This window comes from Bacteroides sp. AM07-18, assembly GCF_003602695.1.
Taxonomy (GTDB): Bacteria; Bacteroidota; Bacteroidia; order Bacteroidales; family Bacteroidaceae; genus Bacteroides; species Bacteroides uniformis.
The window spans coordinates 576,521-595,361 of the sequence record NZ_QTLM01000001.1 but is presented as its reverse complement, the minus strand read 5'-3'; the positions used below and the strand labels follow the sequence as shown (position 1 = coordinate 595,361).

The 18,841-nt window shown below is 45.1% G+C and carries 13 protein-coding genes and 2 tRNA genes; 6 read left to right on the top strand and 9 right to left on the bottom strand.

All coding sequences use genetic code 11. The annotated features are described in order from the left end of the window. Positions 1-11: 11 nt before the first annotated feature. The 4 genes from htpG (at position 12) to DW096_RS02730 (ending at position 4,785) form a co-directional block, all read left to right on the top strand. A complete protein-coding gene (gene htpG / locus DW096_RS02745; RefSeq protein ID WP_022402396.1) occupies positions 12-2,060 on the top strand; it encodes a molecular chaperone HtpG in 2,049 nt (682 codons plus the stop codon). A gap of 181 nt (positions 2,061-2,241) precedes the next feature. Next, the gene (locus DW096_RS02740) at positions 2,242-4,539 is read left to right on the top strand and encodes a patatin-like phospholipase family protein (RefSeq protein ID WP_117867056.1); all 2,298 of its coding nucleotides are present in this window, start codon (positions 2,242-2,244) and stop codon (positions 4,537-4,539) included. 75 nt (positions 4,540-4,614) lie between these two features. Then, a tRNA-Arg gene (locus DW096_RS02735) sits at positions 4,615-4,688 on the top strand. A 23-nt stretch (positions 4,689-4,711) separates the two neighbouring features. Continuing rightward, positions 4,712-4,785: transfer RNA gene (locus DW096_RS02730), tRNA-Arg, on the top strand. A 494-nt stretch (positions 4,786-5,279) separates the two neighbouring features. Here DW096_RS02730 and dapA read toward each other — a convergent pair. Both dapA and ligA read right to left on the bottom strand, forming a co-directional pair. Beyond that, positions 5,280-6,173: a 4-hydroxy-tetrahydrodipicolinate synthase gene (gene dapA, locus DW096_RS02725; RefSeq protein WP_005827769.1), complete on the bottom strand. Its 894-nt coding sequence runs from the start codon at positions 6,171-6,173 to the stop codon at positions 5,280-5,282. Positions 6,174-6,276: 103 nt separating this feature from the next. After that, positions 6,277-8,274 (bottom strand): NAD-dependent DNA ligase LigA, encoded by a 1,998-nt coding sequence (gene ligA, locus DW096_RS02720; RefSeq protein ID WP_057097899.1) that lies wholly within the window; start codon positions 8,272-8,274, stop codon positions 6,277-6,279. A gap of 89 nt (positions 8,275-8,363) precedes the next feature. On the opposite strand from ligA, the gene trmD reads away from it, so the two are divergent. After that, positions 8,364-9,041: a tRNA (guanosine(37)-N1)-methyltransferase TrmD gene (gene trmD, locus DW096_RS02715; protein WP_005837186.1), complete on the top strand. Its 678-nt coding sequence runs from the start codon at positions 8,364-8,366 to the stop codon at positions 9,039-9,041. Positions 9,042-9,134: 93 nt separating this feature from the next. Here the strand turns inward: trmD and DW096_RS02710 are convergent, their stop codons facing one another. From DW096_RS02710 to DW096_RS02690, 5 genes are all read right to left on the bottom strand, one after another. Then, on the bottom strand, positions 9,135-10,046 hold the full coding sequence (locus DW096_RS02710) for a dihydroorotate dehydrogenase (RefSeq protein ID WP_009038379.1): 912 nt from the start codon (positions 10,044-10,046) through the stop codon (positions 9,135-9,137). Then, entirely contained in the window at positions 10,034-10,810 is a 777-nt protein-coding gene (locus DW096_RS02705) for a dihydroorotate dehydrogenase electron transfer subunit (protein ID WP_055288546.1), read from the bottom strand. Before DW096_RS02705 ends, DW096_RS02710 begins: the two co-directional genes overlap by 13 nt. A 117-nt stretch (positions 10,811-10,927) precedes the next feature. After that, positions 10,928-11,389 carry a helix-turn-helix domain-containing protein gene (locus DW096_RS02700; protein ID WP_005827779.1) on the bottom strand — a complete coding sequence of 154 codons (462 nt, stop codon included), beginning with the start codon at positions 11,387-11,389 and terminating at the stop codon, positions 10,928-10,930. A gap of 909 nt (positions 11,390-12,298) precedes the next feature. Beyond that, positions 12,299-13,318 carry a DNA polymerase III subunit delta gene (gene holA / locus DW096_RS02695; RefSeq protein WP_005837183.1) on the bottom strand — a complete coding sequence of 340 codons (1,020 nt, stop codon included), beginning with the start codon at positions 13,316-13,318 and terminating at the stop codon, positions 12,299-12,301. Between the two features lie 41 nt (positions 13,319-13,359). Then, positions 13,360-14,136 carry an AMP nucleosidase gene (locus tag DW096_RS02690; RefSeq protein ID WP_005827785.1) on the bottom strand — a complete coding sequence of 259 codons (777 nt, stop codon included), beginning with the start codon at positions 14,134-14,136 and terminating at the stop codon, positions 13,360-13,362. Positions 14,137-14,199: 63 nt separating this feature from the next. Between DW096_RS02690 and DW096_RS02685 the strand changes: the two genes are divergently transcribed. Then, the gene (locus tag DW096_RS02685) at positions 14,200-14,649 is read left to right on the top strand and encodes a type I restriction enzyme HsdR N-terminal domain-containing protein (protein ID WP_005827787.1); all 450 of its coding nucleotides are present in this window, start codon (positions 14,200-14,202) and stop codon (positions 14,647-14,649) included. A gap of 30 nt (positions 14,650-14,679) precedes the next feature. Here the strand turns inward: DW096_RS02685 and DW096_RS02680 are convergent, their stop codons facing one another. Next, positions 14,680-15,570 carry a CblA family class A beta-lactamase gene (locus DW096_RS02680; RefSeq protein ID WP_057097900.1) on the bottom strand — a complete coding sequence of 297 codons (891 nt, stop codon included), beginning with the start codon at positions 15,568-15,570 and terminating at the stop codon, positions 14,680-14,682. 137 nt (positions 15,571-15,707) lie between these two features. Then, a complete protein-coding gene (locus tag DW096_RS02675; protein ID WP_057097901.1) occupies positions 15,708-18,821 on the bottom strand; it encodes an efflux RND transporter permease subunit in 3,114 nt (1,037 codons plus the stop codon). Positions 18,822-18,841 lie beyond the last annotated feature (20 nt).

Here is an 18,841-nt window from a genome sequence, read left to right as displayed (position 1 = left end):
ATAAATGTAGTATGCAAAAAGGTAATATTGGGGTAACTACTGAGAATATCTTCCCCGTCATTAAAAAGTTCTTGTATAGTGATCATGAAATTTTTCTCCGTGAGTTGGTTTCTAACGCGGTTGATGCTACGCAGAAGCTGAAAACGCTCTCCTCTATTGGTGAGTTCAAGGGTGAAGTTGGCGATTTAACCGTACATGTCTCGCTGGGAAAAGATACCATTACGGTGTCCGACCATGGTATAGGTCTTACGGCTGAAGAAATAGACAAGTATATTAACCAGATAGCTTTCTCTGGCGCCAATGACTTCCTTGAGAAATATAAAAACGATGCCAACGCCATCATCGGCCATTTTGGATTGGGGTTCTATTCGGCTTTTATGGTTGCCAAGAAAGTCGAAATCATCACTAAATCCTATCGGGAAGGCGCCCAGGCTGTAAAGTGGACATGCGATGGCAGTCCGGAGTTTACGATTGAAGACACTGATAAGGCAGAACGTGGTACGGATATCGTTCTTTACATAGACGATGACTGCAAGGAATTCCTTGAAGAAGCGCGCATTTCCTCTTTGTTGAAGAAGTATTGCAGCTTCCTCCCTATCCCGGTTGCATTCGGCAAGAAGAAAGAATGGAAAGACGGCAAGCAGGTTGAAACTGCCGAGGATAATATCATCAATGATTCCAACCCGTTGTGGACGCTGAAACCCAGCGAATTGAAAGATGAAGATTATAAGAAGTTCTACCGTGACCTTTATCCTATGTCCGACGAACCTTTATTCTGGATTCATCTGAATGTGGATTATCCGTTCCACCTTACCGGTATTCTGTACTTCCCCAAAGTGAAGAGCAACATCGAGTTGAACAAGAATAAGATTCAGCTCTATTGCAACCAGGTATATGTGACGGATTCGGTGGAAGGTATTGTTCCCGACTTCTTGACCCTGCTGCATGGTGTGCTCGATTCACCGGACATTCCATTGAACGTTTCCCGTTCTTATTTGCAGAGCGATGCCAACGTGAAGAAGATTTCTACATATATCACGAAGAAGGTGTCAGACCGTTTGCAGTCTATCTTCAAGAATGACCGTAAACAGTTTGAGGAAAAGTGGAATGACTTGAAAATCTTCATCAACTACGGAATGCTTACGCAGGAAGATTTCTATGATAGAGCCAAGGATTTTGCCCTTTTCACCGATACAGACAGCAAATATTATACTTTCGAAGAGTATAAGACGTTGATTAAAGATAACCAGACGGATAAGGATGGAAATCTGATTTATCTGTATGCCAACAATAAAGATGAACAATACAGCTACATAGAGGCCGCTACGAATAAAGGATACAATGTGCTGTTGATGGATGGACAGCTGGACATTGCGGTGGTGAGCATGTTGGAACAGAAGTTCGAAAAGGTTCGCTTCACTCGTGTAGACAGCGATATTATTGATAATCTGATTGTCAAGGAAGACAAGAAGAACGAAGCGTTGGAAGCCGGCAAGCAGGAAGTTCTTTCTTCCATCTTCAAGAGCCAGTTGCCCAAGATGGATAAGACGGAGTTCAACATCACGGCGCAGGCTTTGGGCGAAAATGCCACTCCTATCATGATAACTCAGAGCGAGTACATGCGCCGTATGAAGGAAATGGCTAATATCCAGGCTGGAATGAGCTTCTATGGCGAAATGCCGGATATGTTTAACCTGGTATTGAATTCAGACCATAAGCTGGTAAAAGAAGTTCTGGCAGATGAAGATAAGGAATGTGTTGCTGCCGTTGCTCCGGTTCAGGCAGAGATGGATGAAGTGAACAAGCAGCGTACTGACCTGAAAAAGAAGCAGGAAGGCAAGAAAGATGAGGATATACCGACTGCCGAAAAGGATAAAGTGAATGAGCTGGATAAGAAGTGGGACGAACTGAAAACACAGAAAGAAGGCATCTTCGCCGATTATGCTGCCAAGAATAAGGTTGTCCGTCAACTGATAGATTTGGCACTGCTGCAGAATGGTATGTTGAAAGGTGAAGCTTTGAACAACTTTGTCAAGAGAAGCATTGACCTGATAAAATAAGCCCCTTTAAATTTGCATTTAATATATGCAAGGGTATTGTGATTCTTCGGAGTCGCAATACCCTTTTTTTATTCATTTTCACCAATTAGGGTGTGATTTTCTTCGTTGAATACGGCATTTTTAGAAACTATTGTTTATATTTGGGGCAATGAACATTTATCTTACTCGGAATAGCATAGTTATGAAAAGAGTTTTATTGTTTTTTTCGTTTCTTCTATGTGGCTTTATTTTACAAGCTCAGAAAGTGGGGCTTGTACTGAGTGGCGGTGGAGCAAAAGGCATGACTCATATAGGCATTATCCGGGCTTTGGAAGAGAATAATATCCCCATTGATTATATAACCGGAACCTCTATGGGAGCTATCATCGGTTCTCTGTATGCTATGGGGTATTCCCCGGACGATATGGAGGCGCTGTTGCGCTCTCCCGACTTTAAGCGTTGGTATTCGGGCAAAGTGGAGCCTAAATACGAGTATTATTTTAAGAAGAATCGTCCTTCACCGGAATTTTTTAATATCCGTTTTGCTTTTAGGGACTCGCTGCATATAAAGCCCCAGATACTTCCCACAAGCATGGTCAACCCCATACAGATGAACCTGGTATTTGTGGAATTGTTTGCACGTGCTACGGCTGCATGTGGCGGTAATTTCAACAAACTGTTTGTTCCTTTTCGCTGTATAGCATCCGATGTGTACAATAAAAAGCCATTGGTATTGAGTAAAGGGGATTTGGGAGATGCGGTACGTGCTTCCATGAGCTTTCCATTTGTCTTCAAACCGATAGAAATAGACAGTACGCTTGCTTATGATGGCGGCATTTACAATAATTTCCCTACGGATGTGATGCGGGAGGATTTTCATCCGGATGTCATTATTGGCAGTGTGGTAGCGGCCAATCCCGGTAAGCCGAAGGAGAATGACCTGATGAGCCAATTGGAGAATATGATTATGCAGAAGACCGATTACTCCATTCCGGACTCGTTGGGCATAGTCATGACCTTCAAGTACGATGATGTCAACCTGCTGGATTTTGACCGTCTGCAGGAATTGCACGATATAGGCTACAACCGTACTCTTAATATGATGGATTCCATCAAAAGCCGTGTTCACCGTAGGGTGAATGCTGATAATGTGCGTTTGAGGCGCCTTGTCTTCCGGAGTAACCTGCCTCAATTCCGTTTCCGGGATATCATTATTGAAGGGGCGAATGCCCAACAACAAGCCTATATCAAAAAAGAATTTCATGATGAGGAGCATGAAGTCTTTACTTATGAAGACTTGAAGCGCGGGTATTTTCGTTTGCTGGCGGATAATATGATTTCGGAAATAGTTCCTCACGCAGTGTATGATTCGGAAGCCGATTTATATCAACTGCATTTGAAGGTGAAGATGGAGGATAATTTTTCCGTGCGTCTGGGGGGCAGTGTCTCTACCACGAGCTCAAATCAAATCTATTTGGGAATAGGATATCAGAACTTGAATTATTATTCCAAGGAAATCACTTTTGACGGTCAGTTGGGTAAGATTTATAATAATGCCCAGTTGATGGGTAAGATTGATTTGCCTACCAACATACCTACGTCCTTTCGTTTTATTGCTTCAATCAGTACCTTCGATTACTACAAGAAGGACAAGCTGTTTTCCAGGAATGACAAACCTTCATTCAATTCAAAGGACGAACGTTTTGTGAAGTTGATGGTTGCCTTGCCGTTTTTGGCCAATAAGCGTGCGGAGTTCAGTCTGGGATATGGCCAACTGGAAGATAACTACTTTCAATCCAGTGTAATAGATTTCGATAAGGACCGTTCGGACAGAAGTACCTACAAACTTTTGGGAGGTTCCATCGGTTTCTATGGGAGCACCCTAAATACGCGGCAATACGCGACAAAAGGTTATCTGGAGAAACTGATAGCCCAGGTATTTACCGGGAGGGAAAGATTTGAACCGGGGAATCCGCAAGAAGGGTACAGTCCTTCTCCGCAAGAGCGGCAATCATGGTTACAAATCTCTTATATGAAAGAGGCATATCACACGATGGGGCCGAAATTCACCCTGGGATGGATGGCAGAAGCACTGTATTCATCGAAGAATTTCTCTGAGAATTATACGGCAACCATGATGCAGGCAGGAGAATTTGCACCGACTCCGCATAGTAAACTGATGTACAATGAAGCTTTTCGTGCCAACCAGTATGTGGCTGCCGGTATCAAACCCATATATGTTTTGAACGACATGTTCCAGTTCCGGACAGAATTTTATGGCTTTACACCGATTTTTCCGATAAAAAAGAATGCATTGAATAAAGCATATTATGGAAAAGCATTCTCCCGCTTTGAGTATATGGGAGAAGTTTCTGTTATTTGTCATTTGCCCTTCGGAGCCATCTCTGCTTATGTAAATCATTATAGCTCACCGAGAAGGGAGTGGAATGTGGGGATGACCATCGGCTGGCAGTTGTTTAATTATCGCTTTGTCGAATAAATTTCTTCAAAAAAAGTTTGTATATCGTTTGCTAATTCGGAAAAAGTACGTATCTTTGCACCCGTTAAACAAAGAGGCCGCGTAGCTCAACTGAATAGAGTAGCTGACTACGGATCAGCCGGTTACAGGTTTGAATCCTGTCGCGGTCACAAGTTTTCATAATTTTTTTAAGGGTCGCGTAGCTCAACTGAATAGAGTAGCTGACTACGGATCAGCCGGTTACAGGTTTGAATCCTGTCGCGATCACAAAGAACCTCCGCAAGTTTTCTTGCGGAGGTTCTTTGTTTTTACAGCAATGGCATATAGTTGATGTTCTCCCCTTGTATGGCACTGGCGCGTGTTCTCTATAATGAAACAAACTGTTTCCCTTAACTAAACACTTTGTTTCATTATGGAGAACACTTTGTTTCCCTTGACAGAACACTTTGTTCCATCATATAAAAACAAAGTGTTTTTCTCTGCTGAAACAAAGTGTTCAGTGTTGTGAACTAATAGATTAGCTGAAATAATAGTCTTGTCTTGATTGAGCTAGAGATGTCTTTTTCTCGATTTAACCAGATGTCTTTTTGCTTTATAACGTAATCAGTAGACTGTTTTGGGATTATTGTACTGATAAATATAGTCACATAGGAAAAAAAGAAGGAGTTAATTCCGTGTTTCCACAAAATTAACTCCTTGCATATCTGATATTAATATGTTGTATACTGGAAATTAATATCCTATAGGGGCGGTATAAGACCTTAGCATTTGATGTTCAATTCATCCAGAATCTTGCGCATGGCTTCGAAAGTAGTGATTCTGGTCGGCACCAATGGCAGGCGGAGCTTGTTCTCAATCATTCCCATTACATTCAGCATGGCTTTTACTCCGGCAGGGTTGCCGTCTACAAACAGAAGCTTGAATAATTCGGCAAATTTGTGGTGAATGGTCAATGCATTGGCATAGTCCCCTTGCAGTGCCAGACGTACCATACGGCTGAACTCACGTGGGAACGCGTTTCCGATGACCGAGATAATGCCGACGGCCCCCAGGGTAATCAGAGGGAAGGTGATGCCGTCATCGCCCGAAATAACGTCGAAATTGGCCGGTTTGTTTTTGATGATGTCATCCATCTGCGTGATGTCGCCCGAAGCTTCTTTGACGGCTATCACATTCTTGAAATCACGTGCAATGCGCAGGGTTGTTTCTGCCTTCATGTTCACGCCGGTACGACCGGGGACATTATAAAGCACAATCGGCAAATCCGTTGCTTCAGAAATGGCCTTATAATGCTGATATATACCTTCTTGTGAGGGCTTGTTATAATATGGAACAACGGAGAGAATGGCATCTACTCCGGTGAAATCGTCATTTTTCAGTGTTTCCACTATGGCCCGGGTGTTGTTTCCACCTACGCCCAGCAGGATAGGAATTCTTCCGTTCACTCGCTCGATGACCATTTTCTTGATTTTCTTTTTCTCTTCTTCAGTCAGAGTCGGAGTTTCTGCCGTGGTGCCGAGCACACATAAAAAGTCGGTATTGTTTTGAAGTTGATAGTCTACCAAACGCATCAACGCATCGTAATCAACGCTTTCATCCTCTTTAAATGGAGTAATCAGCGCTACCCCCATTCCTTTCAATCTTGTCTGTATCATGAGTATTATAAAGTAATCTCTAATTAAATGACTCGCAAAAGTACGAATTTTTTCGATTTACCCTACAAATATAAGCCATAAAAAAGCTTTTTGTGGAAATTTGTTAGGATAGCAATGCCAAAAACTCATCTTCGCTCATAATCTTTACTCCCAGTTTCTGCGCTTTCTCCAGTTTGGCAGGTCCCATATTTTCTCCGGCCAGGATAAAGCTGGTTTTGGAGGAGATACTGCCGACGTTTTTCCCACCGTTCTTTTCAATCATCTCTTTGTATTCGTCCCGTGAGTGGTGGGTGAATACGCCGCTGATGACAATGGACTGGCCCGCCAGTTTGTCGGTGTATCCGCTGAGGTCTTCTTCCGTCCGGTGGAGTTGCAGACCGTTCGATTTCAGCCGTTCCACCAGCTCTCTGTTGGCAGGATTGGAGAAGTAGGTTATAATGCTCTGCGCTATTTTTTCACCGATTTCATCGATGTTTTTCAGCTTTTCGAGGTCTGCGTTTTCCAGTTCTTCGATGTCCGTAAAGGACTTGGCTATCTTCTTGGCAACCGTTTCTCCCACGAAGCGTATGCCCAGTGCAAAGAGTACTCTTTCGAATGGCACTTCTTTACTTGCCGCAATACCGTTGACTATGTTTTCTGCCGATTTTTCGCCCATCCGTTCCAGGTTCTTGATGTCATCGGTTTTGAGCTGGTATAAATCTGCAGTATCCTTTATCAGTCCCAATCGGTAGAACATATCTACTGTTTCAGGTCCCAGTCCGTCTATATTCATGGCTTTGCGGCTGATGAAATGCTCTATTTTCCCTTTAATCTGCGGAGGACAAGCGGTTTCATTGGGGCAATAGTGGGCTGCTTCTCCTTCAAAACGTATCAGTTTGCTGCCGCATTCGGGACAATGGGTGATGAACTTCACTTTTTCACCGATAAGCATACTGCGGGCATCCTTATCGACACCGGTTATTTTGGGGATGATTTCACCGCCTTTTTCCACATACACCATGTCGCCTATATGCAGGTCCAGCCCCTCGATAATATCTGCATTGTGCAGGGAGGCACGTTTCACAATGGTGCCGGACAGTTGTACGGGGTCCAGATTGGCAACCGGAGTGACTGCGCCGGTACGTCCTACTTGGTAGGTAACCCTATTCAAGCGTGTCAGTGCACGTTCTGCCTGGAATTTGTATGCGATGGCCCACCGGGGGGACTTGGCTGTGAATCCCAAATTCTTTTGTTGTCTCAAGCTGTTGACTTTTAGTACAATACCATCAGTAGCTACCGGAAGGTTCTTACGCTCCGTGTCCCAATAATTGATGTATTCGAAGACTTCCTCCAGGCTGTGAGCTTTTCTGGTGTGCTCTGATGTTTTAAATCCCCAGCTGGCGGCGGCTTGCAGATTCTCGTAATGGCCGTCGCAGGGCAATTCCTCTCCCAATAGATAGTAGAGATAAGCATCCAGCTTTCTGGATGCTACGATGGTGGAATTCTGCAACTTCAAGGTACCGGAAGCAGCGTTGCGCGGATTGGCGAAAAGCGGTTCCTCACGTGCTTCTTTTTCCCGGTTCAGTTCTTCGAAAACCACCCAGGGCATCAGGATTTCCCCTCTGATTTCGAATGATTTAGGATAATCCCCATGGAGGACCAGTGGAATCGTTCGGATTGTCTTTACATTGTCCGTCACGTCATCGCCCTTTTCGCCGTCGCCACGGGTGACGGCACGCACCAGTTTGCCATCCTCGTAAGTCAGCGAGATGGAAGTACCGTCATACTTCAGCTCGCAGCAGATTTCAAAATCCTCATTCAACGCTTTCTTTACCCGTTCGTAAAAGTCGGTCACTTCGTTTTCAGAATAGGTGTTTCCCAATGAAAGCATGGGATATTTGTGTGCCACTTGTGTGAAGTTCTTATTCAAATCACTCCCTACACGCATCGTGGGCGAATTATCATCTTGGTATTCAGGATGTTCTTTCTCTAAGTCTTGTAGCTCGCGCATCAGGTCGTCAAACTCCTTGTCGGATATTTCAGGAGCATTCAGCACATAATAATTGTAGTTGTGCTGGTGTAATTCCGCACGGAGCTGGTCTATTTTTTCTTTTACAGTCATAGGGTTTTCGGATTGTTTGAACGCAAAAATACGGGTTTCTCCCCGAATATTTGTACTTTTGCAGCTTGAAATAGCTAAAATAAAGTTATATGCGCATTGACATTATCACAGTTTTGCCGGAGATGATTGAGGGATTCTTTAACTGCTCCATTATGAAACGTGCTCAAAATAAAGGGCTTGCAGAGATACATATCCATAATCTTCGTGATTATACGGAAGATAAGTACCGTCGTGTAGACGATTATCCGTTTGGCGGCTTTGCCGGAATGGTCATGAAGATAGAGCCGATAGAGCGGTGTATCAACGCCTTGAAGGCCGAGCGGGATTACGACGAGGTTATCTTTACGACCCCCGATGGTGAGCAGTTCAATCAGCCGATGGCAAATACTCTTTCCCTTGCCCAGAATCTCATCATTCTCTGCGGGCATTTCAAAGGGATAGATTACCGGATTCGCGAGCATCTCATCACCAAGGAAATCAGTATCGGCGACTATGTGTTGACTGGCGGAGAACTGGCGGCGGCTGTCATGGCAGATGCCATCGTCCGTATCATTCCGGGAGTGATTTCCGATGAGCAGTCTGCACTTTCAGATTCTTTTCAGGACAATCTGCTGGCCGCACCGGTCTATACACGTCCCGCTGATTACAATGGATGGAAGGTTCCGGATATTTTACTCTCCGGACATGAGGCCAAGATTAAGGAATGGGAGCTGCAACAGTCGTTGGAAAGGACCCGTAGATTGCGTCCGGATTTGTTGGGAGAGTAAGTTTACTGATGTAAATAAAAAGAAAAAGGACATTCGTCAATGAATGTCCTTTTTTATGAATATATATTGCGAATGGCAATCTCTTGTTATTCTTTATACCTCGAGTGCACCGATAATATCCTTTATAGACTGATAACCGTGTCTGTCAAGATAGTCATTTATTCCTTCTACCACTTTCACTGTAACCGCCGGATCAATGAAGTTTGCCGTACCAATCTGGATGGCAGAGGCACCTGCAAGCATGAATTCCACAGCATCTTTCCAGTTCATGATACCTCCCAAGCCTATGACGGGGATTTTTACCGCTTTGGCTACTTGCCATACCATACGTAAGGCAATGGGTTTCACGGCCGCACCGGACATGCCACCGGTTACAGTGGAGAGTATCGGACGCCTGCGTTCCGCGTCTATAGCCATTCCCAGCAGGGTATTGATGAGGGAAACACTGTCTGCACCGCCATTTTCGGCTGCGCGGGCTATTTCAGTGATGTCGGTAACGTTCGGGGAGAGCTTTACGATAAGTGTCTTTTTGTAAACTGAGCGCACGGCTTTCACCACTTCTTCGGCGCCCTTGGCGGTAACACCGAATGCCATTCCTCCTTGCTTCACGTTGGGGCAAGAGATGTTCAATTCTATGGCAGGAATTTTGTCAAGTTCATTAATGATTGCGGCTGTTTCGGCATAGTCTTCGATGGCAGAACCCGAAACATTCACAATCATGTTGGTCTGAATGTCCTTGATGCGGGGATAGATGTGTTCAACAAAGTAATGAACACCCTTATTTTGCAGTCCCACAGCGTTTAACATACCCGAAGGAGTCTCTGCCATGCGCGGATATGGATTGCCTTCACGTTTGTGAAGAGTGGTTCCCTTTACAATAATACCGCCTATTCGCGATAGTTCGATGAAATCGGCGAATTCTTCACCATATCCGAATGTTCCGGATGCAGTCATCACCGGATTATTCATTTGTAATTCACCAATATTTACACTTAAATCTGCCATAATAGTTTGTTTATATTAAAAACCGGACCTTCTTTACATACGCACAAATGACCTTCCGTGGTATTTTCTACACAGCATAGACAAGCGCCTATGCCACACGCCATCATATTTTCCAAAGATACTTCGCAACTGATGCCTTTACTTTTGGCATACTTTGCTACTGCCATCATCATCGGTTTGGGGCCGCAAGTATATATCTGCTCAAAGCACACCTTATTTAATATGGAGTGTTGTGTTACGTATCCCTTCTCTCCGTGGCTGCCATCTTCGGTGGTGGTATACACCTCGCCATAGGCGGCAAATTGTTCCAATTGAAGCAAATCTTTGTCACTTCTGGCACCCAGCAGGAATGTTGGCTTGCAACCTTTCTTGGCGAGCTGTTCGCCTAAATATAACATAGGAGCTGTACCTACACCTCCACCTACCAATAAGAGCTTGTCTGAGGCTTTTTCAGGCATTGTGAAGCAGTTTCCCAGCGGAAGCACTACATTGATTATGTCGCCTGCTTTTGCTTCGCCTAATCGCTTGGTTCCGTCACCTACGAGTTGGATTAAGAACCATACTTCGTTCCGTTGTCTATCTACATAATTGATGGAGATGGGGCGGCGCAAAAAAGTGGTAGGCGAGCCGTCCACGCGAATCTCTGCAAATTGTCCCGGAAGCATTTCCGGAAGTGGGGACGGAGAAGTCAGCTTCAACAACACATAGTTGGCATGCAAGCGGAGGTTCTCTGTCACTGTCAGATCTAAAATATACTTTTTCATATCTATAAAGAGGGATGTTCTTCTTTCGGGTGCAAAGATAGTGTAAACCGAGTGCAGAATAAAATGAACCCGTTTCTTTTTTATGCCGGGGCGTTAGTCTATTTCCATTCTCATTCCTTAATTTTCCGGTTTGAAAGTCTCGTAGGTATTGTCATCAAAGAAAATTCTTATTTCTGTGATTTTTCTGGGAGGTCTTTCTTTGTAGATAATCTCTTGTTTTACAATCTCTTTAGGCGATTTTAGGGCTGTCTCTAATGCAATTTCCTTGCGATTTTTAGATTCTTCCGGCCCGTTGGACAGATTTTCCGGATTCTCGGCGAATAAAGGATAGTCGAATCCATCGTTTTCGGGTGAATCCGGATTATTACTCATATTACCTTTTCCGGTAAGCAGCCACTCCAAGTTTATGTCGTTGTATCGTTGATGCAATCGGAGAATGACTTCCGTACTTGGATATTTGTTACGCGGACCCAAGATGTGAGAAATGGTGGCTTGGGCCACGCCGATACTCTCGGCAAAAGCTCCTGCTGTCAGTTTCTCCCGGTCCATAACCATTTTGAACCTGTCTTTTATACTCATGGTTTATGTGTTATTACAATTGTACATGTTATTTATTGGATTACAAAAGTAAAAAAACGACATCACAAAAGCAAATTAAAAATGTGATATTTTAAAGTTTACAGATGAAATGTTATTATTACAATATTCATCATTACAAATGCTATAATACAAATTACGAGTAAAATAGGTGTTTATCGTAAGTTTAATAAAATAATATATTTGTCTAGTTATTAGCATATTATATAGTTATTTTTTGATGGTAAATGCTGTATTACATTTGTTTGTCGCTCATTTTATATAATATATAATTTAATGATTTGATTAATTATCGTATATAATTGATATATACATATTTATCGATTATAATTACATGGGTTAACCCCTACTCTATTATTTTTGTAAACCATCAGTTTGCGATATTAAATATTACTTATTACATTTGTGTTTTCAAATATAATATCACATATGTTATAGTACACCCGTCATATAGATATTTATGTAATGTATTAAATTCACAATAGTCAATTATCCTAGTTGTGTATTACAACTATTGTACTCTTGAAAAGTGTAACAGATTTCATATATGACGATTTAAAGCTGAATTGCTCCATCTCTTCTTTTTACTAAAGGAGAAAAGATGTGACATAAATAAGAAAATAAGATGCTTTATTTATTTTCTAGTCTTCAAGACTTAAATCCTTGCTTTATTTCTGTATAATTGGTCGATTCGTTATAAAAACACGATTCTCAGAGCTTATAAATGAACGTAATTTGCTGTAAATATGATTATTATCTCCTATTTTACTGTCTATGCTAAGGGCCGAAATAGAAAAAAGGGGGATAAATCCCCCTAAAAATGACATAATGATATCAAATCAGTCTGTTTTATGCTTTTCCCTTTTTATGGAAAAGTATGCTGTATGGAAGTTAATGTAGAATCTTAAAGACCAATTCCCGGAGGATATCTCCATCGCTTAGGGAGGAATTTCCTACTCCTTTGGATTTGGCATCTGCATATCGAATTTCTCCGATTATCTGCATGGTCTTTACTCCGCTGTAACGGCGCATGGCACTTAGGTATTCGCGCGACTGCCAGGGAGTCTTTAATCCTATGAAACTGGCAATACCCTGCTCCGTCTTTTCGGGTGCATAATAAGCCAACATCAAGTTGGAGAAGAAGCCGAAAAGTAAAGATAAAGTCATCTGGATAGGGTTTGTTTTCGGATTTTCTTCAAAATATTTTATTATTTTATTGGCCTTTAGTATGTCTTTTTCTACAATGGCACTGCGAAGTTCAAAGTTATTATAATCCTTACTGATTCCGATGTTACGTTCTATCTGTTCGGGGGTGACGCGTGTCTGACCTTTTGGAAGAGTTATAATCAGTTTTTCCAGTTCTCCTGTAAGGCGGCTGAGGTCCGTACCTACGAAATCGGCAAGCATGGAGGTGGCTTTAGGATCCAAGTCTACACCTTTGCGCTTCATGTATGAGGTGATGAATGCCGGTAACTGGGCATCCTTCACCTTCTTGGATTCGAATAGAACTCCCACCTTCTCTATTTCGGCCGCCAGCTTCTTTCTTCTGTCCAGCACCCCATGTTTGTGGCATAGAACAAGAATGGTGGAGTTCAACGGTTTTTGCAGGTAGTATGAAAGCTCCTCCATGTTGCGGATGGCCTGCGCTTCCTTTACGACTACGACCTGGCGTTCGGACATCATCGGATAGCGCTTGGCCGCATTGATGACAGTGGCTATATCGACATCTGCACCATAGACTACGGTCAGGTTGAATTCCTTTTCGGTGTCAGTGAGAACGTTGTCTACAATATAGTCGGAGATGAGGTCTATGTAATACGATTCCTCGCCCATGAGATAGTAGACGGGGCGGTATTGCTTGGCTCTCAACTCTTTTAGAATATCATCACAGGTTGTTTCTTGTTTTGCCATATAATAAAGTAAGTGCTATACGAGGGATGTCCCGTAACCGATTACCAGTCGAACTTCAAGTGTTTTACGGTTTTCTTTTCATCAATAATCATGCGCAAGGATGCGATGCCGATTTCAACATGCTCCTTTACATAATTCTGGGTCACCAGATTGTCGCTTTTATCGGTTTTTACACCTTCCGGAATCATCGGTTGGTCTGAAACCAGCAGAAGAGCTCCCGTGGGAATATGATTGGCAAAACCGCAGCTGAATAGGGTTGCCGTTTCCATATCGACAGCCATGGCACGGGTTTTCTTCAGATATTCTTTGAATTCCTCGTCATGTTCCCAAATGCGGCGGTTGGTGGTGTATACGGTACCGGTCCAGTAGTCACGGGCATAATCGCGGATGGCAGAAGAAACGGCACGTTGCAGCATAAATGCCGGGAGTGACGGGACTTCAGGTGGGAAGTAGTCGTTGGAGGTACCCTCGCCACGGATGGCGGCAATGGGAAGGATGAGGTCCCCTATTCTATTTTTCTTGTCTATACCGCCGCACTTACCCAGAAACAGACATGCCTTGGGCTTGATAGCACTCAGCAAGTCCATGATAATGGCGGCATTAGGACTTCCCATACCAAAATTAATGATGGTCATTCCTTCTGCACTGGCAGATATCATGTTGGCATCTTTACCGAGAATGGGAACATTGAACTTTTCTGCGAAAATCTCTACGTACTTGTTGAAGTTGGTCAACAGAATGTACTCTCCAAAATCCTCCAGGTTACGCTTTGTGTAACGGGGCAGCCAATTGGCTACGATTTCTTCTTTTGTTTTCATAAGATTTCATTAAATTTGTGTTCCCAAAAGACGGAACCATTATTTAACTTACAAATGTAGTAAATGTTATCGTTAAACCTACCAGCATTCGATGCTAAAATTGCCGCAAGGAACGGAAAAAATGTTATTTTCGATGTAATCCGTCGTCGTTATGTCGCCTTGACCCCTGAAGAATGGGTGCGGCAGCACTTCGTCCACTTTCTTCTTGCTCACAAGGGGTATCCGCAGGCGCTTATGGCAAATGAGGTGCAGGTACAGCTGAACGGTACAAAGAAACGCTGTGATACAGTGCTCTATCGACGCGACCTTACCGCCCGGATGATTGTGGAATACAAGGCGCCTGAAATAGAAATCACCCAAAAGGTTTTCGACCAGATTACCCGCTACAACATGGTGCTGAAAGTGGATTATCTGATTGTCAGCAACGGGCTTCAGCATTATTGTTGCCGCATAGATTACGAGCACAACAGCTATACTTTTCTGCAGGATATACCCGAGTATCAAAACTTATAGGAGGAGCTACCAATAGCCCCCTTGCCTCTCTCATCTCATCGCATCATATACCATGCGTGATATGCGGGCGATGATGTTCGCATTGTCCTCATCCGTCTCGTATGAGTCCATGACGAAGGCGGCAATGTAGTATTTCCGGCCGTCGGGAAGGATAACGAGGCCGGCATCATTATCTGCAGTTTTCATACCGTCGGCATTGCGGTCGGAAGAGCCGGTCTTGTGTCCTACCACGGTTTTGGCTGGCAACATACCTTTCAGTTTGTTGGCACCGGTTTCAGTATCTATCATGGTCTGCCACAAGAAGTCTTTCAGCTCCTTGTTGGAGAACAACTCTTTTTCATCAGCCGTTCTCAGTAGTCGGACCATAGCGGAAGGAGTACTCCAGTTGCGGTATACAGCCTCGAAGCTGGAGTGCATGCCGTCTTCTGTTTCCGAGAGGTTGAAGGAGTCGATACTCAACCGGTGGATATAGTCATTGATATGTTTGATGCCTCCTGCATATTCTATCAAGATGTCGCAGGCATTGTTGTCGCTTTGGGAAATGCTGTATTGCATCAGTTCCCTAAGCGTAATCGTGAAATCCTGGTCGGGAAACTTCTTCCGCAGGGGGCTGTAGGTATTGGGCGGCATTTGGGATGCCTTTATGGAAACAATGCTGTCCAGACTGATGCTTTGCTTATCCATCTTGTCCAGTACGGCCAGTGCCACATGGAATTTGAATACACTGAGCAAGGGGAAGTGTACATGGTCGTTATACCGGAGCATGTCTCCTTTGTCTGTCCATACGGCTATACCAACGGTGGCTTTCTTGCCATTGAGCAGACTGTCAATCTGGTTTTCAAGTTCAGACATTTGCTGCGCCCGGACGACGGTAGCTATACAAGTGAATAAGGTAAGTATGGCGATGAAATATGCTTTCATAACTTCAATTTCTTTAAGAGGCAATTCGCACGTAAAGATACAACTTTTAGCAGCAAGTTGCTAAAATGAGTTATGGATTATGGGCTATAAGTGTGATAGCTTATAACCCATAATCCATAACTTGTAGCTCATCCTCCCTATTGTTTCTTACTGAACTTCTCCTGCAACTTCTGCATCAATTCGTAGAAATTAGGAATATAGACCGTGGCAAGCAAGGTATTCAGTGCCATACCGAACACTACGGCGGCTCCCAGTGCAATACGGCTTCCCGCCCCTGCTCCGGTTGCAAAAAGCAGCGGCATAACCCCGAATACGAATGCAAGCGATGTCATCAGAATAGGTCGCAGGCGGATATGTCCGGCCTGGAATGCCGCATCGCGGATTGAATTGCCTTGTGCACGAAAGTCACGTGCAAACTCCACAATCAGAATACCGTTTTTGGCAGACAAGGCGACAAGCAGAATGATTCCAATTTGTGTGTAGATGCTGACCGGAGTCCCCATGACATAGCATCCCAACATGGCACCGAGCAGTGCAACCGGAAGTCCCATTACGGCAGCTACCGGACTGGTCCAGCTTTCGTATTGTGCGGCGAGTACAAGGAAGGCAACCAGCAGTGCCATGACGAATACGACAGTCGTCGTGGTTCCCGCCTGCGTCTCCTGATAGGCTACCGAAGTCCATTCATAGCCGAACTCGTCTCCGAGATACTCTTTGATTAGACTTTCCATTTGCCGGATACCCTCTCCCGAACTACTGCCCGGAGCCACATTGCAGGTCACGGCTGCTGTGGAGTACATGTTATATCTGTTTATCTGGTCCATGCCTAACTGCTCTTCCACCCGGGTGAAGGAAGAGAAAGGTACCATTTCTCCCGATGCATTGGGAACGCTCAATTTCAGAACATCGTCGATGACACGCTGGGCACGGTCGCCCGCCCCCAATTTCACTTGGTAGATGTGTCCGAACTGTACATAGTCGTTGACGTAGGCCTCCCCCATATAGTAACCCAAGGCGGTGAATACACTGTTCAGCGGGATACCCATCAACTGTACCTTGTCGCGGTCTATATTCAAAAAATATTGCGGTACATTGGCTTGGTACTGGCTGCTGACCGATGCCAGTGCCGGATAATTGCGGTAATGCTCCATCAAGGTCTCTACAGCACGCTGCATCTCGGTGGCGCCGAGGTTGTGGCGGTCTTCCAATTGGAGTTGCAGGCCTCCGGTAGCTCCCAGTCCGGGGATGGCAGGCGGGACCATGGCAAATATCTCTGCTTCCTGGATGCCATATACTTCCATATTGAAGCGCTGTACTACGGCTTCAGCCGTATGTTCCTTTCCCTTGCGTTCATTCCAGTTTTTCAGTACGATGAAGTAAGTGGCCGCATTGCTTTGCTCTCCACCTCCCATCACGGAGAAGCCGGATATGCCGATGTAGTCCTTTATTTCGGGGTAAGAATCGAGAATCTTATTTATCTGCTTTCCTACGGCTTGGGTGCGCTCCAGGCTCGATGCAGGGGGAAGCTGTACCACTGCGAGGAAATAGCCGTCATCTTCTTCCGGAACAAATGTGGACGGCCATTTGACAAACAGCAGGACAGCAATCAATGTGAAAACCGCATATGAAACGATGGAAGCGACAGGGCGTTGGAGCAGGTACTCCACTATCCGGTCGTAGACTCCTTGTGTCTTGTCGTACAGATGGTTGAACCCCCGATATAGGGGATTTTTGGAAGGCCGGGTAGGTTGCAGCATCAAGGCACAGAGTGCCGGAGTAAGGGTCAGTGAGTTGAATCCGCTAAGTACGGTGCTGGCTGCAATGGTCAAGGCAAACTGTTTATACAGTTGTCCTGATATGCCGCTGACGAGTGTTGTCGGGATAAATACGGCAAGCAGCACCAGCACTACCCCGACAATGGGTCCGGTAATCTCTCCCATCGCTTCGGTCACAGCCTGGCGGGAGGTGTAGCGCCCCGTGTCCAGCAGACGCGTGGAGTTCTCCACCACCACAATGGCATCATCCACCACGATGGCCACGGCAAGTATCAGTCCGAATAGTGTCAGCGTATTGATGGAGAAGCCGAACAAGGACATGACGGCCAGTGTGCCGATGAGTGATACCGGAATAGTGATGCAGGGAATGACGACCGCCCGCCAGTTCTGCAGGAACAGGAAGATGACGAGAACTACCAGCAGGGTTGTTTCAAGGAACGTCACCATCACTTCGTCTATGGAAGCATGAATGACATCCGTAGTGTCCAGGGTTACATTGTATTGTATGCCTGCAGGGAAATTTTGCGAGAGTTCCTGCATTTTTGCCTTTACTCCTTTGGAAACGTCCAGCGAGTTGCTGCCAGGTTGCTGATAGATAGCGATGGCAGCGGTGGGTTTCCCGTCCAGTTGGGATACTACGCTGTAAGAGGCCGAGCCTAGGTCGATGTGCGCCACGTCGCGCAGACGGAGTATCTTCCCTCCGGCTTCGGTACGCAGGATGATGTTGCCGAACTCTTCGGGCGAGGTAAGGCGCCCTTTTACGGTCAGGCTGTATTGATAGGCATTTTTATTGTCTGTGCCGATGGGTTGCCCTACGTTACCTGCGCTGACTTCCACATTCTGTGATTGGATGGCTTGGTATACATCGGCCGGCGAAAGATAGCGGATGCGCATGGCGGCAGGGTCGAGCCAGATACGCATGGAGTAGTCCCCTGCTCCCATCACATTGACGGCACCCACACCGGGCACACGCGTCAGTTGGTCCACAAGATTCAGCTTGGCATAGTTGCTGAGGTAAAGTCCGTCGTAGTCTTTGCTGTCCGACGTCATCGTGAGGAACATCACGATGTTCGATGACTGTTTCTGCACCGTGACACCTTGTACCACAACGGGAGTAGGCAGTGACGACTGGGCCACGCTGACCCGGTTCTGAACTTGTACGGTAGCCATATCAATGTCCGTGCCTACGGCAAAAGTAATGGTAAGCGAGTAAGCGCCCGATGAGCTGGAGTTGGAGGACATATAAAGCATTCCGTCCACTCCGTTGACTTGCTGCTCGATGGGAATGCCGACGGTTTGTGCTACCGTCTGCGCATTGGCTCCGGGATATACGGCACTGACCTGCACGGTGGGTGGTGTGATGTCCGGATATTGGGCAATGGGCAGGATACCCAGTGTGACCAGTCCTGCTACGACGATGAGCAGCGCCAATACGGTAGCAAAGATAGGACGGTCTATGAAGAATTTTGAAAACATAGGCTTTGGTATTAATCAAT